The organism is Paenibacillus tundrae, from assembly GCF_030812775.1.
In the GTDB taxonomy this organism is placed as follows: Bacteria; Bacillota; Bacilli; order Paenibacillales; family Paenibacillaceae; genus Paenibacillus; species Paenibacillus tundrae_A.
In genome coordinates this window covers 346,545-369,106 of record NZ_JAUSTI010000001.1, presented here as the reverse complement: position 1 = coordinate 369,106, position 22,562 = coordinate 346,545, and the positions used below count along the sequence as shown (strand labels likewise).

Below are 22,562 nucleotides of genomic sequence, written 5' to 3'. Positions count from 1 at the left end.
TAATAGAAATGTAAACTCTGAATAATGTGAACAAACCTCGCCAAAACTGTACCTACTTGACTTATCAGTAATTGAATATAATTCTGAATTCTATGAAAATACTGATCTATCAACATTTACACGCCTACTTCATTCACGAATTGTAGAATGCCCAGTGAACAGCTGATTTGTTTTCTTCGTGTAAAAATGGGCATCGTCTTCCCTCCACTCAAGTGTTAATAACGGCGAAAAAGCAGTCCAGCGAACTTCATCGCATAGACTGCTTTTGGTCGTTAATCATTATTTCGAACAAGCTGCCCCTGATGTTTCCTCTCTCCCTTGCTGGATCAATCGATAAGCTCGTTCAACCTCTTCTTCACTCGGAGAAGGAACACCTTCAAGCGGGTACACCTTGCCAAGCGCTTCCCATTTGTAGATCCCCATCTGGTGATAGGGAAGAATTTCAAACTTCTCGACCCCATTTAATGTACCAATAAATCTTCCGAGGTTAAGTAAGTCCTCTTCATCATTGTGAATGCCAGGCACATATACGTGGCGTATCCACATTTTACGTCCTTGCTCAGACAACCACTGAGCTGTCTTCAGCGTTCTTTCATTGGATTTTCCAGTCAACTTGATATGTTTCTCATTATCGATATGCTTCAGGTCGAGCAACACTAAGTCCGTGTTATCCAGTAATTCATGAATACGCTCAGGCTCGTTAAATCCATTACTATCTAGCGTAGTATGAAGCCCCCAGCGGCGTTTGACTTCCTTGAACACTTGGGCTACAAAATGAGCTTGGAGCGTTGGTTCTCCACCGGATACGGTGAGTCCCCCGCCTGAACTACGATAGTAGGAAAGGTACGGCTCGATCTCCGCCAATACCTCCTCTACGGTCGTTTCCGTGCCTCCATCCAGTGCCCATGTATCGGGATTGTGGCAATACTGACACTTGAGTAGACATCCTTGCATAAAGAGCACGAAGCGGATGCCTGGGCCGTCAACCGTCCCGAAAGTTTCGAGTGAATGAATATGTCCTTTAACCATGCTGCCTCTTCCTTTCTATATCCGCATCCGCTGTGCGTTTAATTGTTGACCAGATGTTCCACTGGATTTGTCTTCACACTGTAATACTTTGGTTTACATGGAGCCATGGAACGTACGGTTAATGACATCGAGTTGTTGCTCACGAGTCAGCTTGATGAAGTTAACCGCATATCCGGATACCCGTACAGTAAGCTGTGGATAATTTTCAGGGTGCTCCATCGCATCCATCAATTGCTGACGATCAAACACGTTGACGTTCAGATGATGTGCATTTTGACCAAAGTATCCGTCCATCATCGCAGTCAGATTAGATTTACGTGTACTCTCCTCTTTACCCAGTGCTTTTGGCACAATGGAGAAGGTGTTGGAGATACCGTCAAGGCTGTGTTCATAAGGCAATTTGGCTACAGAGCCAAGGGATGCCAGTGCACCTTTTTTATCACGTCCATGCATTGGGTTTGCACCTGGTGCAAATGGTTCGCCTGCTTTACGGCCATCTGGTGTAGTTCCTGTTTTCTTACCGTAAACTACGTTGGAAGTGATGGTCAGTACGGATTGCGTTGGTACCGCGTTACGGTATGCTTTGTGCTTACGAATCATACCCATGAAGCTCTCAACCAGTTCAACAGCAATGCTATCTACGCTGTCTTCATTGTTACCGTAACAAGGGAATTCTCCTTCAATTTCAAAATCAACAGCAATGCCTTGTTCGTTACGAATCGGTTTTACTTTGGCATATTTGATTGCACTTAGTGAATCCGCTGCAACGGAGAGACCTGCAATACCACAAGCCATTGTGCGAACAATGTCACGGTCATGCAATGCCATTTCGATCCGCTCGTAGCTATATTTATCGTGCATGTAATGGATGACGTTAAGGGTGTTCATGTATAGCTTCGCCAGCCATTCCATCATCGGTTTGAAGCGTTTCATTACTTCATTGTAATCCAGCACTTCGCTTGTAATGGCAGGGTATTCAGGCCCTACTTGTGCTCCGGACTTCTCGTCACGACCACCATTGATTGCATACAAGAGAGCTTTTGCAAGGTTCGCACGTGCGCCGAAGAATTGCATTTGTTTCCCGATCTTCATTGCAGATACACAGCAGGCAATACCGTAGTCATCGCCATAGATCGGACGCATCAGATCGTCATTCTCGTATTGGATCGAGCTCGTTTCGATAGATACTTTACTGCAATATTCTTTGAATGCTTCCGGCAGTTTAGTGGACCAGAGTACTGTCAGGTTTGGCTCCGGTGCAGGTCCCAGGTTATGCAGCGTGTGCAGGAAACGGAAGCTGTTTTTTGTTACACGTGTCTCACCATTTACGGACATCCCACCGATGGACTCAGTCACCCAAGTTGGGTCTCCACTGAACAGTTCGTTATAGTCCGGTGTACGCAAGAATTTCACAATCCGCAGCTTCATAACAAAATGGTCAACCAGCTCTTGAGCCTGTTCTTCCGTCAGAATACCTTCTTGCAGATCACGTTCAATGTAGATATCCAGGAAGGATGATACACGTCCCAGTGACATTGCAGCACCATTCTGTTCTTTGATCGCTGCGAGGTAACCGAAGTACAACCATTGGAACGCTTCTTTGGCTGTTGTTGCTGGTAAGGAAATATCGAAACCATGCATTTCGCCCAATTGTTTCAGTTCTTGTAGAGCACGAATCTGTTCAGACAACTCTTCGCGCAGACGGATAACATCTTCATCGATAACATCTACTTCCAAAGCGTTCAATTCGCCTTTTTTGTTACGAATCAGGAAGTCCACTCCGTACAATGCTACCCGGCGGTAGTCCCCGATGATCCGGCCACGACCATATGCATCTGGTAAACCTGTAATGATCCCTGCTTTACGCGCTGCACGCATGTCAGAAGTATAAGCGTCGAATACACCTTGGTTATGTGTTTTACGAATGTTTGTAAATATATCAATGACGGCTTGAGGCATTTCGAAGCCATATGCTTCACATGCATCAATCATCATGCGTATTCCGCCAAATGGCTGAATGGAACGTTTGAATGGAGCATCGGTCTGAACGCCGACAATTTGTTCTTTGGATTGATCCAGATAACCAGGTTGGTGAGAAGTAATCGTCGCAGGTGTATTTACGTCTACATCAAGGACACCACCGTTATCCCGTTCTTTTTTGGTCAGATCAGATACGATATCCCACAATTCTTTTGTATTCTGGGTTGCACCTTCGAGAAATGCTTCATCTCCATAATAAGGAGACAAATTGTGTTCCAAAAAGTCATTCACATTAACGGTTTTAGTCCAAGTTCCTTTGGTAAAGTTTCTCCAGCCTGTTTGTTGTTTGACATCTTTTTCGATCACCGACATCGTAATCCCTCCACTAATTTGGATTTCTGGACACATAACATGCTGCGTCATCGTATCATTGTGTGTCCAGAGCCGCGATTAATGTGAATTGTTTCACATAAACCGGAACACGTTCTCTCTACTTGGGAACCGGAACCGCGGAATGAATGTTTTTCTTACATTTTCAGTATACGGCGTGGCGATTTCACCATCTGTGATTTTTATCACAAAGTTAGTGAACTTACTCACTCCACCTGCGCTGTGTCACGTTGAACCGTGGGATATAGTTCACACTGGCCACTCCGCTGACAGAACAACCTTCCGATCGCTGTTATTCCCGGATTTTTCAATTTACTTTCTCAAAGGTGATAATCCGTGAATACAAAACATACGGCAATCGGGGCTCCCCATTTCGGGGAACCCTGAACCTATTGCCATCCTCAACAAGTTGTTGCATGTTTCGGAAGATTATTATTCGAATTTGCCGTAGAATGCGTTGCGGTATACATCTGCTAATTCTGTTACTAGCGGTAGCTTCGGATTAGCAGTAGTACATTGGTCTTCGAAGGCACGATCAGCCAGATAATCTACATGTGCTTCGAAGTCTTTCGCATCGAATCCAATTTCTTGGAACGATTCCTCGATACCTAATGTTTTGTTCATTTTGCGTATAGCGTTGATTAGGCTGTTAACCCCTTCTTCGGTTGTGCGAGCAGGCAATCCGAGAATGCGGGCAATTTCGGCATATCGTTCATCTGCCACAAAGTGCGAGTATTTCGGGAACGAAGCAAATTTGGTCGGTTTTTTCGCGTTATATCGAATAACGTGTGGCATCAAAATCGCATTGGTACGTCCATGGGCTGTATGGTACTGACCGCCCCATTTGTGCGCCAGGCTGTGGTTAATACCCAAGAATGCGTTGGCAAATGCCATACCGGCAATCGTTGAAGCATTATGCATTTTCTCACGTGCCAGTTTGTCGCCTTGTAATGCTGATTGCTCCAAGTATTGGAATACGAGTTGAATGGCTTTGATCGCTAATCCATCCGTATAGTCATTTGCCATAACAGATACATAAGCTTCAATCGCATGTGTCAATACGTCCATACCTGTGTCGGCTACAGCTGTTCTAGGCAACGAGTATACAAACTCAGGGTCTACGATCGCTACGTCAGGAGTCAGCTCATAATCAGCCAATGGATATTTGGTGTTACCTAGATTTTTATCCGTGATGACAGCAAATGATGTTACTTCCGAACCCGTACCTGATGTTGTTGGGATCGCTACAAATTTTGCTTTTACGCCGAGTCTTGGATATTTGTAGATCCGTTTGCGGATATCCATGAACTTTTGCTTCAGATCATTAAAGTCTGTGTCTGGATATTCATAGAACAACCACATCGCTTTGGCAGCATCCATCGGTGATCCGCCACCGAGAGCGATAATGCAGTCCGGTTGGAAGCGGCGCATCATTTCGGTTCCGCGATCTACTGTCGTTGTGGATGGATCCGGCTCAACATCCGAGAACACTTCAATGGCTACAGGCATTTGGCGTTGGCGCAGATAATGCTCTACTTTTTCCACATAACCGAGCTTAACCATCATGGCATCCGTAATAATTGCAACACGGGTGATATCCGGCATTTTGGCGAGATACTGCGTTGCACCTTTTTCGAAGTAGACCTTGTTCGGTACTTTGAACCATTGCATATTCACGGTACGGCGAGCCACCCTTTTCACATTGATTAAGTTGACAGCTGTTACGTTCGACGAAGTCGAGTTACGTCCGTATGAACCACATCCCAGTGTGAGCGATGGCATATTCGTGTTGTAGATATCTCCGATTGCTCCGTGTGTGGAAGGTGAGTTAACGATGATCCGTCCTGTTTGCAGGCGATCTGCAAATTTGTTAATCACCTCTTCATTGTTCGAGTGAATGACAGATGAGTGTCCCATGCCGCCAAAAGCAACCACTTCTGCTGCACGTTCAATACCTTCTGCTGCCGTTTTAACTTTGTAACAAGCCAGTACCGGACTTAATTTTTCCGCAGACAATGGGAATTTGACGCCTACGCCCTCGATTTCGGCAACCAGGATTTTCGTGCTTGCCGGAACTTCGATACCGCACAACTGAGCGATCGCTACAGCAGATTGACCTACAATCGCTGGGTTAACTGCGCATTTCTCTGCATTGATAGCGCCTGCGGTCAGCTTGGCTGCTTCTTCCTTGTTAACGAAGTAACATCCATTGGCAATCATTTTCTTTTTGACTTGGTCGAAGATAGGCTCTTCAATAATGACCGCTTGCTCGGAAGCACAGATCATGCCATTATCAAATGATTTGGACAAAATCAGATCCGTCACGGCCTGATTGATATCCGCCGTTTTCTCAATGAAGCAAGGTACGTTACCTGGCCCTACGCCGAGCGCTGGTTTACCACAGCTATATGCTGCGCGCACCATGCCTGATCCGCCTGTCGCCAGAATGAGTGCCACATCGTTGTGGTTCATCAGGGCATTGGTGCGATCCATGGATGGATCATCTATCCACTGAATACAGTCGGCTGGAGCACCATGCTTCACTGCGGCTTCAAGCAAAATTTTGGCTGCTTCGCGGCTACAGTTCTGTGCAGATGGGTGGAAACCGAAGATAATCGGGTTACGAGTCTTGATGGAGATCAGTGCCTTAAACATCGTCGTTGATGTTGGGTTGGTAACCGGGGTAATCCCCATGATGATGCCAACCGGCTCGGCAATTTTCTGGAAGTTTTCATATTCATTATCTTCAATAACGCCAACCGTTTTGTCATATTTGATGCTATGGTACACATATTCTGTAGCAAATATATTTTTAGTGATTTTATCTTCATACACACCGCGGCCGGTTTCTTCCACAGCCATTTTGGCGAGCATCATGTGTTTATCCAGACCTGCAAGCGCCATTGCTTGCACAATTCGATCGATCTGCTGTTGATCCATGGACATGAATGCTGCGTGTGCTTTATTCGCTTTGTCAATTAACGTTTGAATATACTGACCTGCTGTCGGTTCTTTTGCTGGGGCGACCTCGTTCTTTACAGCCATCTCCCTCATCCTCCTAAAGGTTCGTATTATGTTGTCTCTCTTCTTTACATTCACATCGTATCATGGGACATGATTTAATTATGTGATTTTTTTCACAAAGTATTCCGAATTTAAATTTAGTTTCTTAATGTCTGCTAACAAGTACACTACTATGGCATTTCCAACAAGGATCTTTCAGCTACATACTAGCCCACAAAAAGTGAATTTAATCACAATGTTTGAAATATCGCCATTTTTGTTCCCTTTCTATCCCCCTCAAACGGTAAGATTAGGTATATACTGAACTTAAAAATTGAACCACCGCAATTTGTACCGTCCTTCCCGGCCGAGATGACCCTGAACGGACGGCAACCGTTTGCGGCGAACCACAAAGGTCATGTAAGCCACATGCAGCCTTTGACTGGAGACAAAGGGGAGATAGACTTATGAGAGACCAACTAGTCATTGAAAAACGCGGGAATACAAACTGTTTCTCGGACGCGAACTTTAATCATTTACTTGTAACGATGAAAGATAGAACCTATCCCGAAGGAACTCATCTGTATTGGGAGGGCGATGTCTCTGACAAACTTTATTATATGAAAAGAGGTCGTGCCCAGATTACCAAGTCAACTGATGAAGGTAAAGAATTGATCATGTACATGTATCAATCTGGAGATATGATTGGGCAGGCTGATCCTTTCTTCGGTTCGAAGCATACCTTCTCGGCAGAAGTGCTGGAAGACAGCGAAATAGGTGTACTGGAGCATAAAGACCTGGAAATGCTGATCTGTCAGCATTGTGACTTTGCCATTGATTTTATGAAATGGATGGGTATTCACCATCGACTCACCCAGACCAAGTTCCGTGATCTCATGTTATACGGCAAACCTGGCGCGCTCTGCTCTACTTTAATTCGTTTGTCCAATTCCTATGGTGAACCACACGGTGATCATATGATCATCCACAAAAAAATTACCCATACGGATCTGTCCAATATGATTGGTGCTACCCGTGAGAGTGTAAACCGTATGTTAAGTGATCTACGTAAAAAAGACGCTATCGAATATGATAATGGCATGATCGTCATCAAAGATCTGAAAATGCTGCAAGGCATCTGTCACTGTGAACTATGTCCTAGCGAAATCTGCCGGATCTAAAATGACTAATCACCGTAATCCATTTCATAAATCATTAAAACGAGTTTTATGTAACTAGATAAGACAATTTAAACCATTTTGATTTATATCTAGCCTTGATTTAAGCAGCTAAAGGTATTATGAAATTGATTCACCTACAATAATCCTACATTTCAATATGTATATAAAAAAAGCCCAATCTTCTCACTTTAGAAGATGGGCCTTTTGGTATTTAGGATGTCGTTAATTCAAGTTTAATCGCGTCACGTGGACTTAGCTTCATGTCCAAGCCATTATCCATCAATTCTTTATCATTTACCTTAATAACCCAGCGTTGATTCATTCGTGGGATGACATTTTCAACAGCAACCACATATTTGTTATTCTCAGACATTCTGACAACGCCACTGGACTTTAATACATCACGAACGGTACACTCCTGAATATACACACCAGCATATTGCCGATTAAGATTTGGCATAATGTTGCCGCCGCTCACTTTGAGTAAAGTCGTCTGATACGCTACGCCCTCTCCTGTACTGTCAGCGGCTTTTACATATATTATCACTTCATCTTTGGCATGAAGCTCCATATTCCAATCTTCTGGATCAATATCTTTGCCATTCAATTTAACAGCCCAGATTAACGAGGAATCAAGCGAGACCTCTCCGACAGATTGAATTCGTTTTCCATCAGCCGTAAAATCAACAAGCCCACTGTTGGATAGTGCCTTCTTGAGCGTTAATCCTTCGCTAAAATCCCGTTTAATCGACTTGGTTGCATCCGGTAAAAAGGTACTGCCGTCTACGGCAACCGTAATAGAATTCGTAGGTTCGGTTTCCTGTACCACTGGCTGCTCCGAAGGCCGTGTCTCTGTACATCCGCTGAGAATAACTAAAATAAGTAGGCATAAGCCTATGAAACCGGGGATTTTCTTATTCATGTAGGTAACACCACCCTGCGTAAAATCATTCACCCTGTTGTCCATACCCTCTATTATGGCACAGAACCCAGCCAAAAAAAGTGTCAATGCCGTTACTTTTATTGGACAGCATGTGTATAAAATGGAACGTTCATACATTTCTCTGCTGTGATTGAACCCTGTTAATTACAAAAAGACGCTACAATTCACATCGCAGTGAAATGTAACGCCTCTTAATTTAAAGTGGTCATAACTACCCCCACCATGAATTGTTGTTGTGTACCTTTATTGAACGCAAGCTTGCATATACGTTCTGCCCCCGTCCCCATCTTTTAAGTACGGATTCAGCCCAGAGAATTGCTCCCCGGAAACATATACACCTGTAAGTAATCGTCCCTCTAACATCTCACCATCAAGTTGCACACACAAAGAAGGTGCTGTCACATATTCCTGATACAACGGAATCTGACCATAAGGACGATGAACCTTGAACAATTTGCCTTGCTCGTTGAGTGGACGCTCTGAGAAGTAGGTAGGTACGATGTAGCGAGCAATGGTATCCAATTCATCTGCTGTGTAGAATGCTTCATCACCAAGCCATGGAGCAAACATTCGAATCTTCTCATATTGAGCCCACACAATCGCTTGAATCAGCATTTCAGGCTTGAACACATGCCCTTCCCCATTCGCTGAAGATTGAGAGCCACGAAGGAAGTCTGCTGCATCTAATGGCATGATGGCATCTTCGTTATGTCTCAATTCGCATCCTATGCATTTCCAGCCTCTAGAAGTCTGAATCCATTTCTGCAGCACAATCGGAGCTACTCCTGAGCCCTTGCTGCGATCCAACCGTTGCTTATCGGAAACTTGATTTCTGTACGATTGAGAATACGTATTGCGAACAAATAGTTCTGCTGCCTTCTTATAAATCAAATGTACCTGAATGGATGCGTTCTCAAGTTCTGCGATATCCTGTTTACCGTAGCGTACTTCACGGGATAAGTTTTCTTCTCTCATGACAAGTGGCCTCCTCGCTCCGACCGTATACGGCCATAGTTGTAAGGAATAGACATTGTTCTTATTCTTACAATTATACTACAACTCATGACAACATGTGCAGAACACACAAGGATTATGTCAGGGATTCCATTATCTATATCATACATAGTTAAGACCCATAACATACCTAACATTGAGTTGAGCGTGTACGAATCGACGAAGTTTCTCTACAGGCTTTCTTGGTATATTAAAACAAAAAGCTCTCGATTTCCAGTGAAATCAAGAGCTTTTGTCCATTACCTGCTTCGAAATGGGGATTCAAATTGAATTACATCAATTAGTCTACCCAATGCTCTGCCCAGTCCTGAATTTGATTCATAACTGGCTGAAGCGCCTTACCTTTCTCTGTCAACTCGTATTCAATACGAACCGGCGTCTCTGGATACACATGTCGGATTAGTATGCCTTCACTTTCCAGATCTTTCATCCGCTCGGATAACATCTTGTCACTCATTGATGGAATGAGGTTGGAAATATCCTTAAATCGCTTAGACCCACTCATCAACGTTTGAATAATTAGACCGTTCCAACGTTTACCCAAAAAGGAAAACGCGGTTTCAAAACGCGGACACATCCGCAAATCTTGGCCTTCCACATTAATCACCTCTTTAGAGATCACTACACTTACGTTTTGTTAGTATATTTCATAATAACATATTTGAGAGCTAAAGGAAACGTCTCCCGCTAAAAACTTTCAATTGAATACACCGGTTCCATCTTCTTTGATGATATTACACAGTATACCATTACATGGGGCTGAAGAACCATGGGAAATATCGTCTCACGTTCTTACAACTAAATTACCCAAAAAGAACCCTACTGCCACAGTCATACAGACTTGGAGAAGGGTTCTTCGGTATACCGCTACATTTATCCATTCACGAGAGATTGCGGCTTAGACCAGCACGCCACCAAATGGTCTTACAGGTTCGCTTTTACCGAATTCCAGCTTGAAGCTACGGGCAGGATATGCCCATTTCACTGCATTGCTGATCACTCTTAAGATTTCCGGTTTGTAATAGGTCGGGTATGTCTCATGACCTGGTCGGAAATAAAAGATCTTACCTTCGCCGCGTCGGAACGTGCATCCGCTCCTGAATACCTCTCCACCCTGGAAATTACTCACAAACACCAGTTCATCCGGTACTGGAATATCGAAGAATTCTCCGTACATTTCTTCCTTTTCCAATACAATCTTATCTTGGATGCCATCCGCAATCGGATGGGATGGATTGACACACCATACGATCTCCTGCTCGTCAGCTACACGCCATTTCAGATCGCAGCTTGTTCCCATCAGTGCTTTAAACGGTTTGGAGAAGTGACCGGAGTGTAGCACGATCAGACCCATGCCATTTAATACGCGCTGTGTTACTTTCTGCGAAACTTCATCACTTACGCGATCATGTGCCATATGTCCCCACCATATCAGCACATCCGTGGAATTCAGCACCTCATCACTTAACCCGTGTTCAGGCTGATCCAGTGTAGCTGTACGAATCACAAAACCTTCGCCGCCAAGTCCGTCAGCCAATGCTCTATGGAGACCGTCCGGGTAGACTTCTCTAACTTCATCGTGAATTTTCTCATGGACAAATTCATTCCAAATGGTGACGTTGATCATCATTGATTTCCCCCTAATGTAGCTCTAAACCCACCACATGTCGCCCAGCGGTTCTTCAATTAATACCTGCTGGAGATTTTGTACGGCTTTAGAGAATCCTTCTTCAACCGACATCAGACCGTCTTCGTGTTCAATACTTACAACATAATCATATCCGACAAGACGCAGAGCGCTCATAATATCTGCCCACGTTTTGTTATCATGTCCATAACCAACCGAGCGGAACTGCCAAGCTCGATCCAGCATGTTTGTATAATCTTGCATATCCGTAACACCGTGTTTATTCACGTTGATTGGATCAATGGTTGTATCTTTTGCATGGAAGTGATGGATTGCGCCTTCACGTCCGAGAATGTGAATTGCCTGTACTGGATCAATTCCTTGCCACCACATGTGACTTGGGTCAAGGTTAGCTCCAATGACTTCCCCTGCTGCTTCACGCAGTCTGAGCAATGTAGCAGGTGTGTGTACTGAGAATCCACCGTGTAGCTCCAGGCCTACTTTAACATTGCGATCTGCGGCGAATTTACCCCATTCTGTCCAGTAAGGAATAACTTTGTTCTCCCATTGCCACTTCAGAATTTCTTGGAAGTCATTCGGCCATGGTGCAACAGGCCAGTTCGGATATTTAGCATCCTCATGATCACCTGGACAGCCAGAGAATGTGTTCACTACAGGTACTTCCAGCTTCTCAGCCAGCTCTACTGTTTTGACGAAGTCATCATGGAATCCTTTAGCAATATCCTTTTGTGGATGCAATGGGTTACCGTGACAGCTCAAGGCGCTGATCATCAAACCACGTGATTCAACTGCATTTTTGAAGTTTTTCAATGCCGCTTCATTGCCAAGCAATTCTGCTGGGTTACAATGTGCGTTCCCCGGATGTCCTCCTGTACCAATCTCAACGGCTTTTAACCCTTTGGATGCCACATAATCAAGTGCGTCTTCTAATTTACGTCCTCCGAATAGTACCATAAATACGCCGAGTTTCAAGTGCGATTCCTCCCTAGAATAGATGTCGTATAATTGCTGATTCGTTAAGCTGTATAATTAACCGTTCAGATCACTTACTCGTCTCATTATTGTGGAAAATGAAGATCATTTCTATCCATTTAGGATTCAAAATAAACGGCTTTTCCTGTTTGAGCAGATTCATAGATCGCCTCAAGAATCTGAGTTACTACGAGAGCTTGCTCTGGTTTAACGACAGGCTCTTTGTCTTCAATAATCGCTTCAAGCCACATCCTAGCTTCGCGATCTGCTTCATTTTCAGCACTGCCGCTGTAGAAGGCTACTCCACCTGCATCCAGATCAACCTTCGTTTCGTACAACCGGCTTCGCTTCTCACCATTGATTCGCAAACCATCCTGCATATCAGCACCGCCTTCGGTACCACATAGCAATGATTTGGCTTCACCAAACTCAGCAACATTCAATGCCCAACTTGACTCAATGATGATCGTAGCTCCATTCTGCATGGTAATAAAACCAAATGCCGAATCCTCCACCTTGAATTGTTCTGGATCCCACGGTCCAAAAGCATTTGCCGCATTTTCACGTTGACCAAGCTTGTGGAAGGTCGAACCCATAACACTCTTCGGCTTGTAATTGTCCATTAGCCATAGTGTCAGATCCAGTGCGTGAGTACCAATATCGATTAATGGACCGCCACCCTGTTTCTCTTCATCCAAAAACACGCCCCAGGTTGGAACAGCCCGTCTGCGAAGGGCAATTGCCTTACCAAAGTAAATATCCCCCAACTCGCCATCCTCACACATCTGCTTCAAATACTGACTATCGCTGCGGAAGCGGTTCTGGTACGCAATCGATAACTTCTTACCAGTACGTTGTGCCGCCTCGAGCATCGCTTTAGCCTGTTCAGACGTCTTGGCCATCGGTTTCTCACACATGACATGCTTACCAGCTTCCAGTGCGGCTACAGTAATGACGGAGTGTGAATCGTTCGGCGTACACACATGAACCACATCGATACTCTCATCCTTCAGCAGTTCATGATAATCCGTGTACACTTTGGCGTCCTCTACTCCGAATTCAGCTGCCGCCTCTTCCGCGCGTTCTTTCACAATGTCACAGAAAGCAACCATTCGACCCTGAGATTGTTTGGACAGACTCGGCATATGTTTTCCCTTGGCAATACCGCCACAACCAACAATAGCTATGTTAAGTACTTTAGACATGGATAGGTCCTCCGTTAGCGGCATATTGGCGAATCCAGTTCATACTGTTCTCAATGCTTAGTAATGATGGATTCTGACATTCATCCTGTTCCACCACCAGCCATTCAGCTCCAGCTTGCTCTGACGCTACAGCAACCGCTTCCAAGTCTACTTCACCCTGGCCAAATTCAACGGTTAACACGCGCCCTTCGGAACGACTCATATCCTTCCAATGCACCAGTGGAAGACGTCCTGCATACTTCGCAATCACTTCCGTTGGCGGATAGCCAGCAGCATGCGCCCAACATGAGTCTAATTCTACCTGGAGGTAAGAAGCAGGAACGGTCTCGTACATCGCGTACAGTGCCGGACGACCATCAACTTGCGCTGTCAATTCAAAATCATGATTGTGATAGAACAGTACCAGATTCTCTGCTGCGATCTTCTCACCGATTGTATTCAGCGAAGCAAATACGTCATCCCACTGCCGCTGTTCCTCTGACAAATAAGGCACGATTAAATTCCGATTGCCAAGTTCTTTGTGATAAGCGATAACCGCATCCAAATCTTCTTTCAAGCTATTATATTGCACATGTGTGCCTACAATTTCCAAACCAAGTTCATTTACGAGAGCTCTGACTTCCTCTGCACTGTGTCCATAGAAATGATGGAATTCCACACCCTGGTAGCCAAGCTCCGCAATCTTAGCAAGCGTTCCTTTAAAATCGCGTTCCAGTTCATCCCGTACGGTGTATAACTGTAGTCCGATCTTCAACATTTCCTGCTTCACCTCATCTGAAATCAATTAGTGGATGGTACAGTCTCCGTCTGATTGTCATCTGTTTTGGTTGCTGCATTGTATTCATAGTTGCTTTCAAGCAAAATGTGTTTGCCCTCAAGAGACGAGCGCTGGAATGCATGCATAGCTTCTAGTACATGGTATGCCAGTTTCCCACTTGCTTTGCTCTCTCGTCCGGCACGAATGGACTCAACCATCTCGTTTACACCAAGACCACGCTCATTTTGACCACTTTCAAATATCGGTGTAACCGTCTCCCAGGTATCCTGACCGTATTTGCGAAGCTTCACTTCTCCATTAAAATAGTTCGGGTCAGGTACACTGAGCGTGCCTTCTGTACCGTAAATTTCAATGCGTGGCAGATCTGAAGCGCCCCGAATATCGAAGCTTGTAATCATCGTTGCAATGGCACCGTCATTAAAATCAATGGTTCCCGCAAGATGCGTCGGTGTTTGTACTTGCAACGCCGTACCTTCCTTAGGACCAGAACCAATCTTACGATCTACAATCTGAATCCCTGCCGAAGAGCTAATTCTACGAATGGATCCAAGCAATGTTACTAAGGCTGTGAGGTAATATGGCCCCATGTCAAACATAGGTCCGCCTCCATCCATATAAAAGAATTCTGGATTCGGATGCCATGCTTCTGGTCCACCACCCATGAAGAAAGAAGTTGCTGCAATTGGCTTACCAATCAGGCCATCTTCAATCGCTTGACGAGCCGTCTGGATACCTGATCCGAGGAATGTATCCGGTGCTGAGCCAACATAGAGTCCTTTTTCTTCAGCCAGTTCAATGACTTTGCGACCATCTTCTATAGAAATAGCTAGCGGTTTCTCCGCAAATACATGCTTACCTGCCTCAAGAGCAGCTATGTCCGTCATTGCATGACTTCCAGGAACCGTCAAGTTGATGACAAGCTCAATTTCCTTATTTTGCAGCAACTCATCTACATTGTAAACGTTTGCGATATTAAATTCATCTGCCCGTTCTTGTGCGCGTTCACGAACCAGATCCGCTACAGCCACGACCTCAATGACGGGACTTTTCTTCAGATTCTCCAGATAAATGGCGCTAATATTACCGCACCCTATGATGCCTGCTTTCATTTTGTCCACGTTGACGTTCATCTCCTTACATATCGTGAGAAGCTGTTTTTATTAAATTGTAATTACTATATCTTAAATCTAATACTATGGTATTCCTTTTTGGCTTCAATTAAAATGAATAATATGATCGAAACATGAACTATCTGGTCATAATTTTTGATTTGCAAGGAGTATGCCTATGCCGACCGATCATTCCTGCCAGGTTCTCACGGCAGGCTTCTCATTTCACCGTAAACCCTATGCTATGGTACAGCCCGATGGGGTAAAGAACTACTTGATGAGGCTCCAAACGGATGGACGTTGCCGGGCTCGTATAGACGGTGCCATGTCACTAGTTGATGCGGGCGATCTGCTTGTTTTTAGTCCGGACGAACCTTATGAACTGAAAATAGACAATGAGCTGAATCCTATGGGAGAACGTCTCGTCGAGAGTGGAGATTATCATGTCTTCTTCAATGGCTCTTGGGTAGATGAATGGTGGAAAAGACACAAACGACCAAACCGAATTAAGGTGGAGCTCTCCGAGAGCCTACTTACACTGTTTCGCCAGCTCGTCTTAGAGCAACGTCGGATTTCCAACCCTTATCCCGAGATTGCAAGTTATTATATGCGTATCCTATGCCTCGAGAGTGATCGGCTATTATCTGAACATCCGACCATTACGAATACGAATTATGTAGCTTATGAGATTAAAAGTTATATTGAAGAGAACGCGTCCTCGTTGTTTAAGCTTGAGGATGTCGCTTCTACTGTGGGGATCAGTGTTTCGCGGTGTGTTCATCTCTTTAAAGAGGCTTTTGGCAAAAGCATTATGCAATATACCTTGGATGTGCGGCTGAACATGGCCAGGGAACGGATTATCTTCAGTCCGATGACCCTGGAACATGTGGCCGAATCCTCCGGTTTTAACAATTATACGTATTTCCACCGTGTATTCCGCTCCCGTTTTGGCATGTCACCTAAGGAGTTTCGCATTATCCATCGGGAGCAGATGTAACATCAAAATACTGAACATACTGTGAGTACGTATAATACACGCTAGCAACGTTCTTCGCTTTATTCCCATACTGCTAAGATGAGAAGAAGCTAGTAGACTTTTTTTGAAAACTTTTATTAAGTCCAGATGATGGTCTGTTATATGCTGTACGCTAAAACTTATTTTCTTGAAGCAATCGCCTCTGATACAACCATAGCCAGATCATCATTGCCAAACATCGATAGAACACCTAGCACGGTATCATCCGGAATATCGCCGGCTTCCTCCTTGGATACAACCAGTTTTAGCACCTGCTGTAAACGCTCGTTGCTCTGCTGATCTGGGTAGGCTTGCCGGTACATCTCTTCCGGATCCAGCCCTTGATTGACACACCACTGGGCAAAAACCAGAATCATCATTTCTTCTTCCTGTTTATAACTTTCAATGACAGCTTCCTCAATCTGCTTGTTTCGTTCCTTCTCATACTCGTCCATACGTTACTCCTCCTAATGTGTACACTATGCCAGATTACTTAGATCAATTTCATAACTCATTGAAAATGGATTTATGAAACGAGATATAGACAAATTGAACCGTTTTGATCTATATCTCGCCTTGATTGAAACAACTATAGGTATTATGAAATTGATTCAACTACGAATCAATTGTTCAGCCAGCTCATGACTCTCCATGACATGACTTGCACTGATCAGGCAATCATCAGGTGTTTCTATGGAAGCAAGGAAATGATCTACCGCTCCAGCAAAACCTCTTCGAGCCAAAATACCATCCCAGCTACCAAACACCTCTTGCTGTTCAAGTCCACCACGCTCTGCGTATCTCGCTATTTCCATGTTAACGACTTCCACAGACCTCCCTCTACCGTGCAGCTCAATCTTCTCAAGATCTGCGCCAGCCTCGCGCACCATATCATATCTTCCGTAGGCTGTTCTTCCAAGCTTCACCGCGCCGGATGCATGCAGTAGCCTGTCTGTATCCGTCTTACGAATCCAATGTTGAAGCAACTCCACATCGCCATCTGAATACCAATATAACAAATCAAGCATGTGAATAAGATCATCGTATATCGTTTCTGCCGCAGGACGATCCTGAATGCCTGTCCGGTGCTTCGTCACGGTTAAAGAATCATAGCCCCCACCGGCACGCATCCATTCTTTGGCCTTTTGATACATGGGAGCGAATCTGCGGTTAAAGCCTACTCCTAGCAGCAAGCCTTGTGCTTCTGCAAAAGCGGTCATCTCTTCAGATTCACGCAGCTTATACGACAGCGGTTTATCCACATAGACGGCAAGTCCCTGCTCCAAACATTGCATCACTATTTCAAAATGCGCTTCCGTTGCTGTATGTACAAATACGGCTTCCAATTCCCAGGATAACAATTCCTTGATATCCGTTGTCCCATTATTTAATCTATAGGCTTGTTGCACGTTCTCCACTCGTTCTATGGAGCGATTCATTACACCTGCAATCTCCACCTTCGAATGCGTGCTTAATAACGGTAAATATACTTTACTTGCAATTCCCCCGAGACCAATAATTCCAACACGGGTTCGCTTAGTTGTGTCCATGATGAGCATTCCACCTTCAACGAGAGTTCTTTATTTCCACGTCCTATAGTTTAACCCTTCAGAGGGCAACATGCCAGTAAGGTTCCTGAGCAGGTATCGGGGTCAGCTTCCAACTAACCGCTCAATGAACGAACATGGTACAATTAATAGATGTGGTTCAGGCAAGTTTACTTTTAATTAAAAGAGGTTGTTTAAAAAGTCCGCTTTTGATTACGAAGGCCTTTTTGAATACGCACTTAAACTAGCTCAGAATGTTCTGATGCTGAAAGGAGCATTAAGATTTTGCGAAAATGGTTTTGGCTCCTGTTATATGTTTTGCTTGCCGGAGTCATGTTTATGTACAGATATGAACTGTTGGAATGGACGGATTCCCATCAATCCATCCCTATGCTTATTATCATTGCAATGTTATTTGCCCTTGTCCCTGTTATTCCATATAAGTTTGTTATTGCCGCTCTGGGTTACAGTTATGGTACCACCATGGCTGCCTGGGTAAGCTGGTCAGGAACAACACTCGCAGCATTGCTGGTATATGCAGGTGCTCGATATGTATTTAGAGCTCAGGCTAGATCCTACTTAGATCGTATACGAGGACTTAACCGATTCACTTCTTGGATGGAAGCACATCCTTTTATGGGCGTTATGACTCTTCGATTGCTTCCCATCGTTCCTCAGACAGCTGTCAATATTTATGCAGGCATCACCTATACTCCCTTCTGGACGTTCATGATTGCTACTGCGATTGGCAAAATGCCTGCTATTTTTGTATTTGCATACGCCGGAGCCCAAGCAAGCGAGTCCATCTGGTTAAGTCTTCTCGTTCTTGGGGTTTATTTATTGTTCATGACGGTTATTTTGCTTGTGTTTCGTTTTCGTTCTCGAAAAAAGGTCTGAGGGCCTGTTAGATGAGAATCGGCTAAGGATTAGATTAGGATTATAAGGAGCTTGCTCTCTCTCCGACTTGGTTGGCTTGCCAATTCAGGATATAATAGAGGGGTAAACAAAATTCTTGTGTAACAAGTTTCAATAAAACGATAGATTGCTGGAGTAGTGATCGAAACGACGTGACCTTTATCTTTGGACGAATGTGCAAACCGAAGGGACGACAATTCGACCACGAGCCTAGATCTTCATCAGAAATGGAGTGACTATAGTATGGAACAACACACAAGTGAAAAAGCAACTTTTGCAGGTGGGTGCTTCTGGTGTATGGTATCCCCCTTTGAGGAATTGCCTGGTATTCATGGAATTGTATCAGGCTATACAGGTGGACATACCGAGAACCCAACTTATGAAGAAGTATGCTCCGAAACAACAGGACACGTAGAGGCGGTTCAAATTACGTTTGATCCATCGATTTTCCCTTACGAGAAGCTTGTTGAACTATTCTGGCAGCAGATTGATCCTACCGATGCAGGTGGACAATTTCATGACCGTGGATCGTCTTACCAAACCGCGATCTTCTATCACACAGAGGAACAGCGTGAGATTGCGGAAGCATCGAAAGCAGCACTAGAACAAAGTGGACGGTTTGATAAACCGATCTTTACTCCTATTTTGCCAGCAAAAACGTTCTATGAAGCTGAGGAGCATCACCAAAATTACCATCGGAAGAACCCTGCCCACTACAAGCGGTATAGCAAAGGTTCTGGTCGTCAAGACTTTATCGAGCGTAACTGGTCGACTAATGTGGACAAAAACAGTCTCAAAGAGCGCCTGACCCCTCTGCAATTCGAGGTTACGCAGAACAATGCAACCGAGCCTGCTTTCCATAACGAATTCTGGGATCACCATGGAGACGGCATTTATGTCGATATCGTTTCTGGGGAGCCACTCTTCAGTTCTACAGACAAATACGATTCAGGTTGCGGCTGGCCAAGCTTCACACGCCCTCTTCGCGACTACAACGTGAAGGAAAAAACCGATCTTAGCCACTTCATGATTCGTACTGAGGTGAGAAGTCGGGAAGGCGATTCCCATCTGGGTCACCTGTTCAACGACGGCCCTGCGGAAGCTGGAGGTATGCGGTATTGCATTAACTCAGCTGCCCTGCGTTTTGTACCCAAAGAGGATCTTCAGAAGGAAGGCTACGGCGAGTATGCCGTACTTTTTAACGAAGAACGTTAAACGTTGGATGCACGCACTGAACTCAACTGAAATATGAACGATACACAGAAAAGCAACGGCGATCATGCCGTTGCTTTTTATTATGGCTTTTAGCCCATAACCTTTTTATATTGATTCAGAAATATACATATCGGCGGCTTAAATACGTTGGTACCCCTCAAGATCAGTAGAGATCAATGCATTAAACCTACGATCCAGCCGATCCAATACGCAAAAGGAATCAACAGCAGCTGTGCAAGCAACGTACCGAACAAACGGGATACGAGCATACAGCCATAGATTTGGCTCATGCGATCCAACCGAATCTCGCCGCGTAATGATTTGTCACTAAGCAGAGAAATGCGTGGATCAATCAGGATGGTGAGCAAAATGGTTGCAATACCATTGATTAATCCTGTGGATTGGGAAGCAGCAATGGCCTGACTAGGATACAGGTATGCCGCATACAAACTTGAAAGTACACCCGTTGTATAGATTGCCGTCACGGCAATGTTCAACATCATCAGACGTCTAGGCATGCCATGTTGGACTAATCGCTTCGCCATTACCCAGGACGGTGGGGTAATATAATACATCGCATTCTTCATCTTACTACGCTTCAGCATGCCGCGAACCATCGTTGGAATGGAGCCCGCTGCTTCGAAATGTACGACCATTCGGGAAGACAGCTTGACCATTGTTGGAAAACAAAGAATAGCAAGTACTGTTCCGATCGTTGCCGCTCCCATTAACCAATGAAGCTGTGTTGCAAAATTCGTTGTTCCCCCATTGGAAGCTGTATCTACCAGATTGCCGACCATCGGCCCTTGTGCCATATTGGACGTGCGTGATACTAACAATAAAATCCCAGATAACGATATCGCTAATGCAATTCTACGAGTACGAAGTCCACCAAGACGCAAAGCATAGGACAAACTATCCGCTGCATGAATTAACATGGTAAATACCATTGGAATAGCTAAGCTTAGACTGAACATATGTAAATCTCCTTTATTCCCCTAATTAGTTGATTAATACCTGAACAGCATTATACCCCTCGTCCCTTCAAAAGTATAGGAGCCTCCTCTATGCAGATCAGCTTAGTCACTTTTCTCAAACAAAATCCATTCGTTTATCCCTTCCTGAAGAGGGTAATATACAACTAATCCAATATTGCACAGGAGGGAATTCATATGCCTTGGAATAAACATGATTATCCTGTCTCAATGAAAAATCTAGAGCCACGTATCCGACATAAGGCCATTGAGATCGCTAATGCTCTACTGGAGGATGGTTATGAGGAAGGACGAGCTATTCCGATCGCTACAGCGAAAGCTGAAGAATGGGGCGAAAATCATCCAGAAACCGAAAATTCTAACTCAAAATCTTCATCCGAAAAAAAATCAGATCATCGCCAATCCTCCTCTACGGAGCGTCGTCATTCTGAACCTGTAGCCTCTTCGAAGAGTCATGATAACATTCATGTTGTGCCTACAGATTCTGGCTGGGCGATTAAGGAGGAAGGAAAGTCCTCCTATCAGTCCACCTTCGATACAAAAGCGGAAGCCGTGGATGCAGCCAAAGCACTCAGTCATAAACAGAACATTCGAGCCATTATCCATAACCAGGATGGACAGATCGCTTCATCGATTAAATCCTAACATGTCCTGAAAAACAAAATCCCATCTGCCGCTGATTTTGCAGGCAAATGGGATTTTGTTCATTCAAATATCTTGTTGTACCGTTCATCCATCTATGGTTCTGAAACGTATGGTTAATGTGTTACCCCTCTTGCTACCGAAGTGCGCTGTGAAGCAACGTTCACAGCTTTGGTCGCTACGGATGGGATCTGCAGTTTAACAGCAGAAGTTGTAACAACCGTTCCGCGTGCCGGGATACTCACGACGTACGTAATGACTTTGCTCGCAATCCATACGGCCAGAATCGTATATAAAGTTTCTTTTACCGGAAGAAAGAAAAGTGACAATCCTAATACAAATGCATCACTGACGAAGAAAACTGTTCCCAGTTTCCATCCCTTCCAGCGGCTAACCAGTACCGCCAGAATATCGTCTCCACCTGTCGCTCCGCCAAATCGAAGCACAATCCCTGCCCCTACCCCTGTCAACACACCGGATAGCACTGCAGGAATCCACAGGTTCCCATTAAACGACATCACTAGTGTAGAATATCGTTCAAAGCCATCATAGAATAGGGAGAATGCACCTACACCAAGTAGCGCTTGAATCATGAATCTCCAACCCTTAAGGTACCAGGCTAGAATCATGACAGGAATGTCCAGCAGCAGCATGCCAATTGCCGGAGATAAACCTGTTGCGTATTTCCCTAACAGGGCCAGACCGACAAATCCGCCCTCCGATAAATGATTCTGAAAATTAATGTGATAGTAGGCAAACGCCAAAATAAATGTACCGAGCAGCATAATCGCAAGCTTGCCCGCTTCTGTCTTCACTTGTTGCATAGTTAACGATGTTCTCTTCATACAGGTTCCCTCGCAGTTTGTAGGTTGGTTTTTTAGACCGACCGTACCCTGCAAAAGGCAAGCCTGGAAGAAATCATCGTATATGTCCTTCGAATCTTCATTTCCAATCCCCTCTTTCGCAGAGTCAGCCGTTTTT

The 22,562-nt window shown here is 44.6% G+C and carries 20 protein-coding genes; 5 read left to right on the top strand and 15 right to left on the bottom strand.

Going from position 1 to position 22,562, the window contains the following annotated elements; translation table 11 throughout:
• Window positions 1–279: 279 nt before the first annotated feature.
• The 3 genes from pflA to adhE form a co-directional block, all read right to left on the bottom strand.
• A complete protein-coding gene (gene pflA / locus J2T19_RS01825) occupies window positions 280–1,029 on the bottom strand; it encodes a pyruvate formate-lyase-activating protein (protein ID WP_307212509.1) in 750 nt (249 codons plus the stop codon).
• Between the two features lie 93 nt (window positions 1,030–1,122).
• Window positions 1,123–3,381, bottom strand: a complete 2,259-nt coding sequence (pflB, locus tag J2T19_RS01820; protein WP_307212505.1) for a formate C-acetyltransferase — start codon at window positions 3,379–3,381, stop codon at window positions 1,123–1,125.
• A gap of 450 nt (window positions 3,382–3,831) precedes the next feature.
• Window positions 3,832–6,444: a bifunctional acetaldehyde-CoA/alcohol dehydrogenase gene (gene adhE, locus J2T19_RS01815; protein ID WP_307212502.1), complete on the bottom strand. Its 2,613-nt coding sequence runs from the start codon at window positions 6,442–6,444 to the stop codon at window positions 3,832–3,834.
• A 425-nt stretch (window positions 6,445–6,869) separates the two neighbouring features.
• On the opposite strand from adhE, the gene J2T19_RS01810 reads away from it, so the two are divergent.
• Complete coding sequence (locus tag J2T19_RS01810) at window positions 6,870–7,583, top strand: Crp/Fnr family transcriptional regulator (RefSeq protein ID WP_145045351.1); 714 nt, start codon at window positions 6,870–6,872, stop codon at window positions 7,581–7,583.
• A gap of 211 nt (window positions 7,584–7,794) precedes the next feature.
• On the opposite strand, the gene J2T19_RS01805 is transcribed toward J2T19_RS01810, so the two are convergent.
• From J2T19_RS01805 to J2T19_RS01770, 8 genes are all read right to left on the bottom strand, one after another.
• Window positions 7,795–8,505: a hypothetical protein gene (locus tag J2T19_RS01805; protein ID WP_239287329.1), complete on the bottom strand. Its 711-nt coding sequence runs from the start codon at window positions 8,503–8,505 to the stop codon at window positions 7,795–7,797.
• A gap of 264 nt (window positions 8,506–8,769) precedes the next feature.
• Window positions 8,770–9,501: a hypothetical protein gene (locus J2T19_RS01800; RefSeq protein ID WP_307212491.1), complete on the bottom strand. Its 732-nt coding sequence runs from the start codon at window positions 9,499–9,501 to the stop codon at window positions 8,770–8,772.
• 319 nt (window positions 9,502–9,820) lie between these two features.
• On the bottom strand, window positions 9,821–10,117 hold the full coding sequence (locus tag J2T19_RS01795) for a winged helix-turn-helix transcriptional regulator (RefSeq protein WP_164848841.1): 297 nt from the start codon (window positions 10,115–10,117) through the stop codon (window positions 9,821–9,823).
• A gap of 321 nt (window positions 10,118–10,438) precedes the next feature.
• Window positions 10,439–11,167: a ThuA domain-containing protein gene (locus tag J2T19_RS01790; protein ID WP_307213122.1), complete on the bottom strand. Its 729-nt coding sequence runs from the start codon at window positions 11,165–11,167 to the stop codon at window positions 10,439–10,441.
• Between the two features lie 24 nt (window positions 11,168–11,191).
• Window positions 11,192–12,160, bottom strand: coding sequence for a sugar phosphate isomerase/epimerase family protein (locus J2T19_RS01785; protein ID WP_128102662.1), 969 nt, complete (start codon window positions 12,158–12,160; stop codon window positions 11,192–11,194).
• Window positions 12,161–12,279: 119 nt separating this feature from the next.
• Entirely contained in the window at window positions 12,280–13,365 is a 1,086-nt protein-coding gene (locus tag J2T19_RS01780; RefSeq protein WP_307212486.1) for a Gfo/Idh/MocA family protein, read from the bottom strand.
• On the bottom strand, window positions 13,358–14,122 hold the full coding sequence (locus J2T19_RS01775) for a sugar phosphate isomerase/epimerase family protein (protein ID WP_307212481.1): 765 nt from the start codon (window positions 14,120–14,122) through the stop codon (window positions 13,358–13,360). Before J2T19_RS01775 ends, J2T19_RS01780 begins: the two co-directional genes overlap by 8 nt.
• Before the next feature lie 23 nt (window positions 14,123–14,145).
• Window positions 14,146–15,261 carry a Gfo/Idh/MocA family protein gene (locus J2T19_RS01770; protein WP_307212479.1) on the bottom strand — a complete coding sequence of 372 codons (1,116 nt, stop codon included), beginning with the start codon at window positions 15,259–15,261 and terminating at the stop codon, window positions 14,146–14,148.
• A gap of 169 nt (window positions 15,262–15,430) precedes the next feature.
• Between J2T19_RS01770 and J2T19_RS01765 the strand changes: the two genes are divergently transcribed.
• Window positions 15,431–16,249 (top strand): AraC family transcriptional regulator, encoded by an 819-nt coding sequence (locus tag J2T19_RS01765; protein ID WP_307212476.1) that lies wholly within the window; start codon window positions 15,431–15,433, stop codon window positions 16,247–16,249.
• Between the two features lie 158 nt (window positions 16,250–16,407).
• Here the strand turns inward: J2T19_RS01765 and yxiS are convergent, their stop codons facing one another.
• Complete coding sequence (gene yxiS, locus J2T19_RS01760; protein ID WP_307212472.1) at window positions 16,408–16,722, bottom strand: protein YxiS; 315 nt, start codon at window positions 16,720–16,722, stop codon at window positions 16,408–16,410.
• A gap of 156 nt (window positions 16,723–16,878) precedes the next feature.
• On the bottom strand, window positions 16,879–17,817 hold the full coding sequence (locus J2T19_RS01755; protein ID WP_307212468.1) for a Gfo/Idh/MocA family protein: 939 nt from the start codon (window positions 17,815–17,817) through the stop codon (window positions 16,879–16,881).
• 282 nt (window positions 17,818–18,099) lie between these two features.
• Here J2T19_RS01755 and J2T19_RS01750 point away from each other — a divergent pair, with 282 nt between their 5' ends.
• Entirely contained in the window at window positions 18,100–18,711 is a 612-nt protein-coding gene (locus J2T19_RS01750; protein WP_056696452.1) for a TVP38/TMEM64 family protein, read from the top strand.
• A 261-nt stretch (window positions 18,712–18,972) separates the two neighbouring features.
• Complete coding sequence (msrA, locus tag J2T19_RS01745) at window positions 18,973–19,944, top strand: peptide-methionine (S)-S-oxide reductase MsrA (RefSeq protein ID WP_307212463.1); 972 nt, start codon at window positions 18,973–18,975, stop codon at window positions 19,942–19,944.
• Between the two features lie 173 nt (window positions 19,945–20,117).
• Here the strand turns inward: msrA and J2T19_RS01740 are convergent, their stop codons facing one another.
• The gene (locus tag J2T19_RS01740) at window positions 20,118–20,921 is read right to left on the bottom strand and encodes a lipid II flippase Amj family protein (RefSeq protein ID WP_307212460.1); all 804 of its coding nucleotides are present in this window, start codon (window positions 20,919–20,921) and stop codon (window positions 20,118–20,120) included.
• Between the two features lie 195 nt (window positions 20,922–21,116).
• Between J2T19_RS01740 and J2T19_RS01735 the strand changes: the two genes are divergently transcribed.
• On the top strand, window positions 21,117–21,584 hold the full coding sequence (locus tag J2T19_RS01735; protein WP_307212458.1) for a DUF2188 domain-containing protein: 468 nt from the start codon (window positions 21,117–21,119) through the stop codon (window positions 21,582–21,584).
• A gap of 113 nt (window positions 21,585–21,697) precedes the next feature.
• Here J2T19_RS01735 and J2T19_RS01730 read toward each other — a convergent pair whose 3' ends face one another.
• Complete coding sequence (locus tag J2T19_RS01730; RefSeq protein ID WP_307212455.1) at window positions 21,698–22,426, bottom strand: YitT family protein; 729 nt, start codon at window positions 22,424–22,426, stop codon at window positions 21,698–21,700.
• Window positions 22,427–22,562: the final 136 nt, after the last annotated feature.

Excerpts from the sequence above, each read along its gene's own strand:
- pflA (WP_307212509.1), bottom strand. The coding sequence starts at position 1,029 with ATGGTTAAAGGACATATTCATTCACTCGAAACTTTCGGGACGGTTGAC.
- pflB (WP_307212505.1), bottom strand. The coding sequence starts at position 3,381 with ATGTCGGTGATCGAAAAAGATGTCAAACAACAAACAGGCTGGAGAAAC.
- adhE (WP_307212502.1), bottom strand. The coding sequence starts at position 6,444 with ATGGCTGTAAAGAACGAGGTCGCCCCAGCAAAAGAACCGACAGCAGGT.
- J2T19_RS01810 (WP_145045351.1), top strand. The coding sequence starts at position 6,870 with ATGAGAGACCAACTAGTCATTGAAAAACGCGGGAATACAAACTGTTTC.
- J2T19_RS01805 (WP_239287329.1), bottom strand. The coding sequence starts at position 8,505 with ATGAATAAGAAAATCCCCGGTTTCATAGGCTTATGCCTACTTATTTTA.
- J2T19_RS01800 (WP_307212491.1), bottom strand. The coding sequence starts at position 9,501 with ATGAGAGAAGAAAACTTATCCCGTGAAGTACGCTACGGTAAACAGGAT.
- J2T19_RS01795 (WP_164848841.1), bottom strand. The coding sequence starts at position 10,117 with ATGTGTCCGCGTTTTGAAACCGCGTTTTCCTTTTTGGGTAAACGTTGG.
- J2T19_RS01790 (WP_307213122.1), bottom strand. The coding sequence starts at position 11,167 with ATGATCAACGTCACCATTTGGAATGAATTTGTCCATGAGAAAATTCAC.
- J2T19_RS01780 (WP_307212486.1), bottom strand. The coding sequence starts at position 13,365 with ATGTCTAAAGTACTTAACATAGCTATTGTTGGTTGTGGCGGTATTGCC.
- J2T19_RS01775 (WP_307212481.1), bottom strand. The coding sequence starts at position 14,122 with ATGTTGAAGATCGGACTACAGTTATACACCGTACGGGATGAACTGGAA.
- J2T19_RS01765 (WP_307212476.1), top strand. The coding sequence starts at position 15,431 with ATGCCGACCGATCATTCCTGCCAGGTTCTCACGGCAGGCTTCTCATTT.
- yxiS (WP_307212472.1), bottom strand. The coding sequence starts at position 16,722 with ATGGACGAGTATGAGAAGGAACGAAACAAGCAGATTGAGGAAGCTGTC.
- J2T19_RS01755 (WP_307212468.1), bottom strand. The coding sequence starts at position 17,817 with ATGGACACAACTAAGCGAACCCGTGTTGGAATTATTGGTCTCGGGGGA.
- msrA (WP_307212463.1), top strand. The coding sequence starts at position 18,973 with ATGGAACAACACACAAGTGAAAAAGCAACTTTTGCAGGTGGGTGCTTC.
- J2T19_RS01740 (WP_307212460.1), bottom strand. The coding sequence starts at position 20,921 with ATGTTCAGTCTAAGCTTAGCTATTCCAATGGTATTTACCATGTTAATT.
- J2T19_RS01735 (WP_307212458.1), top strand. The coding sequence starts at position 21,117 with ATGCCTTGGAATAAACATGATTATCCTGTCTCAATGAAAAATCTAGAG.
- J2T19_RS01730 (WP_307212455.1), bottom strand. The coding sequence starts at position 22,426 with ATGAAGAGAACATCGTTAACTATGCAACAAGTGAAGACAGAAGCGGGC.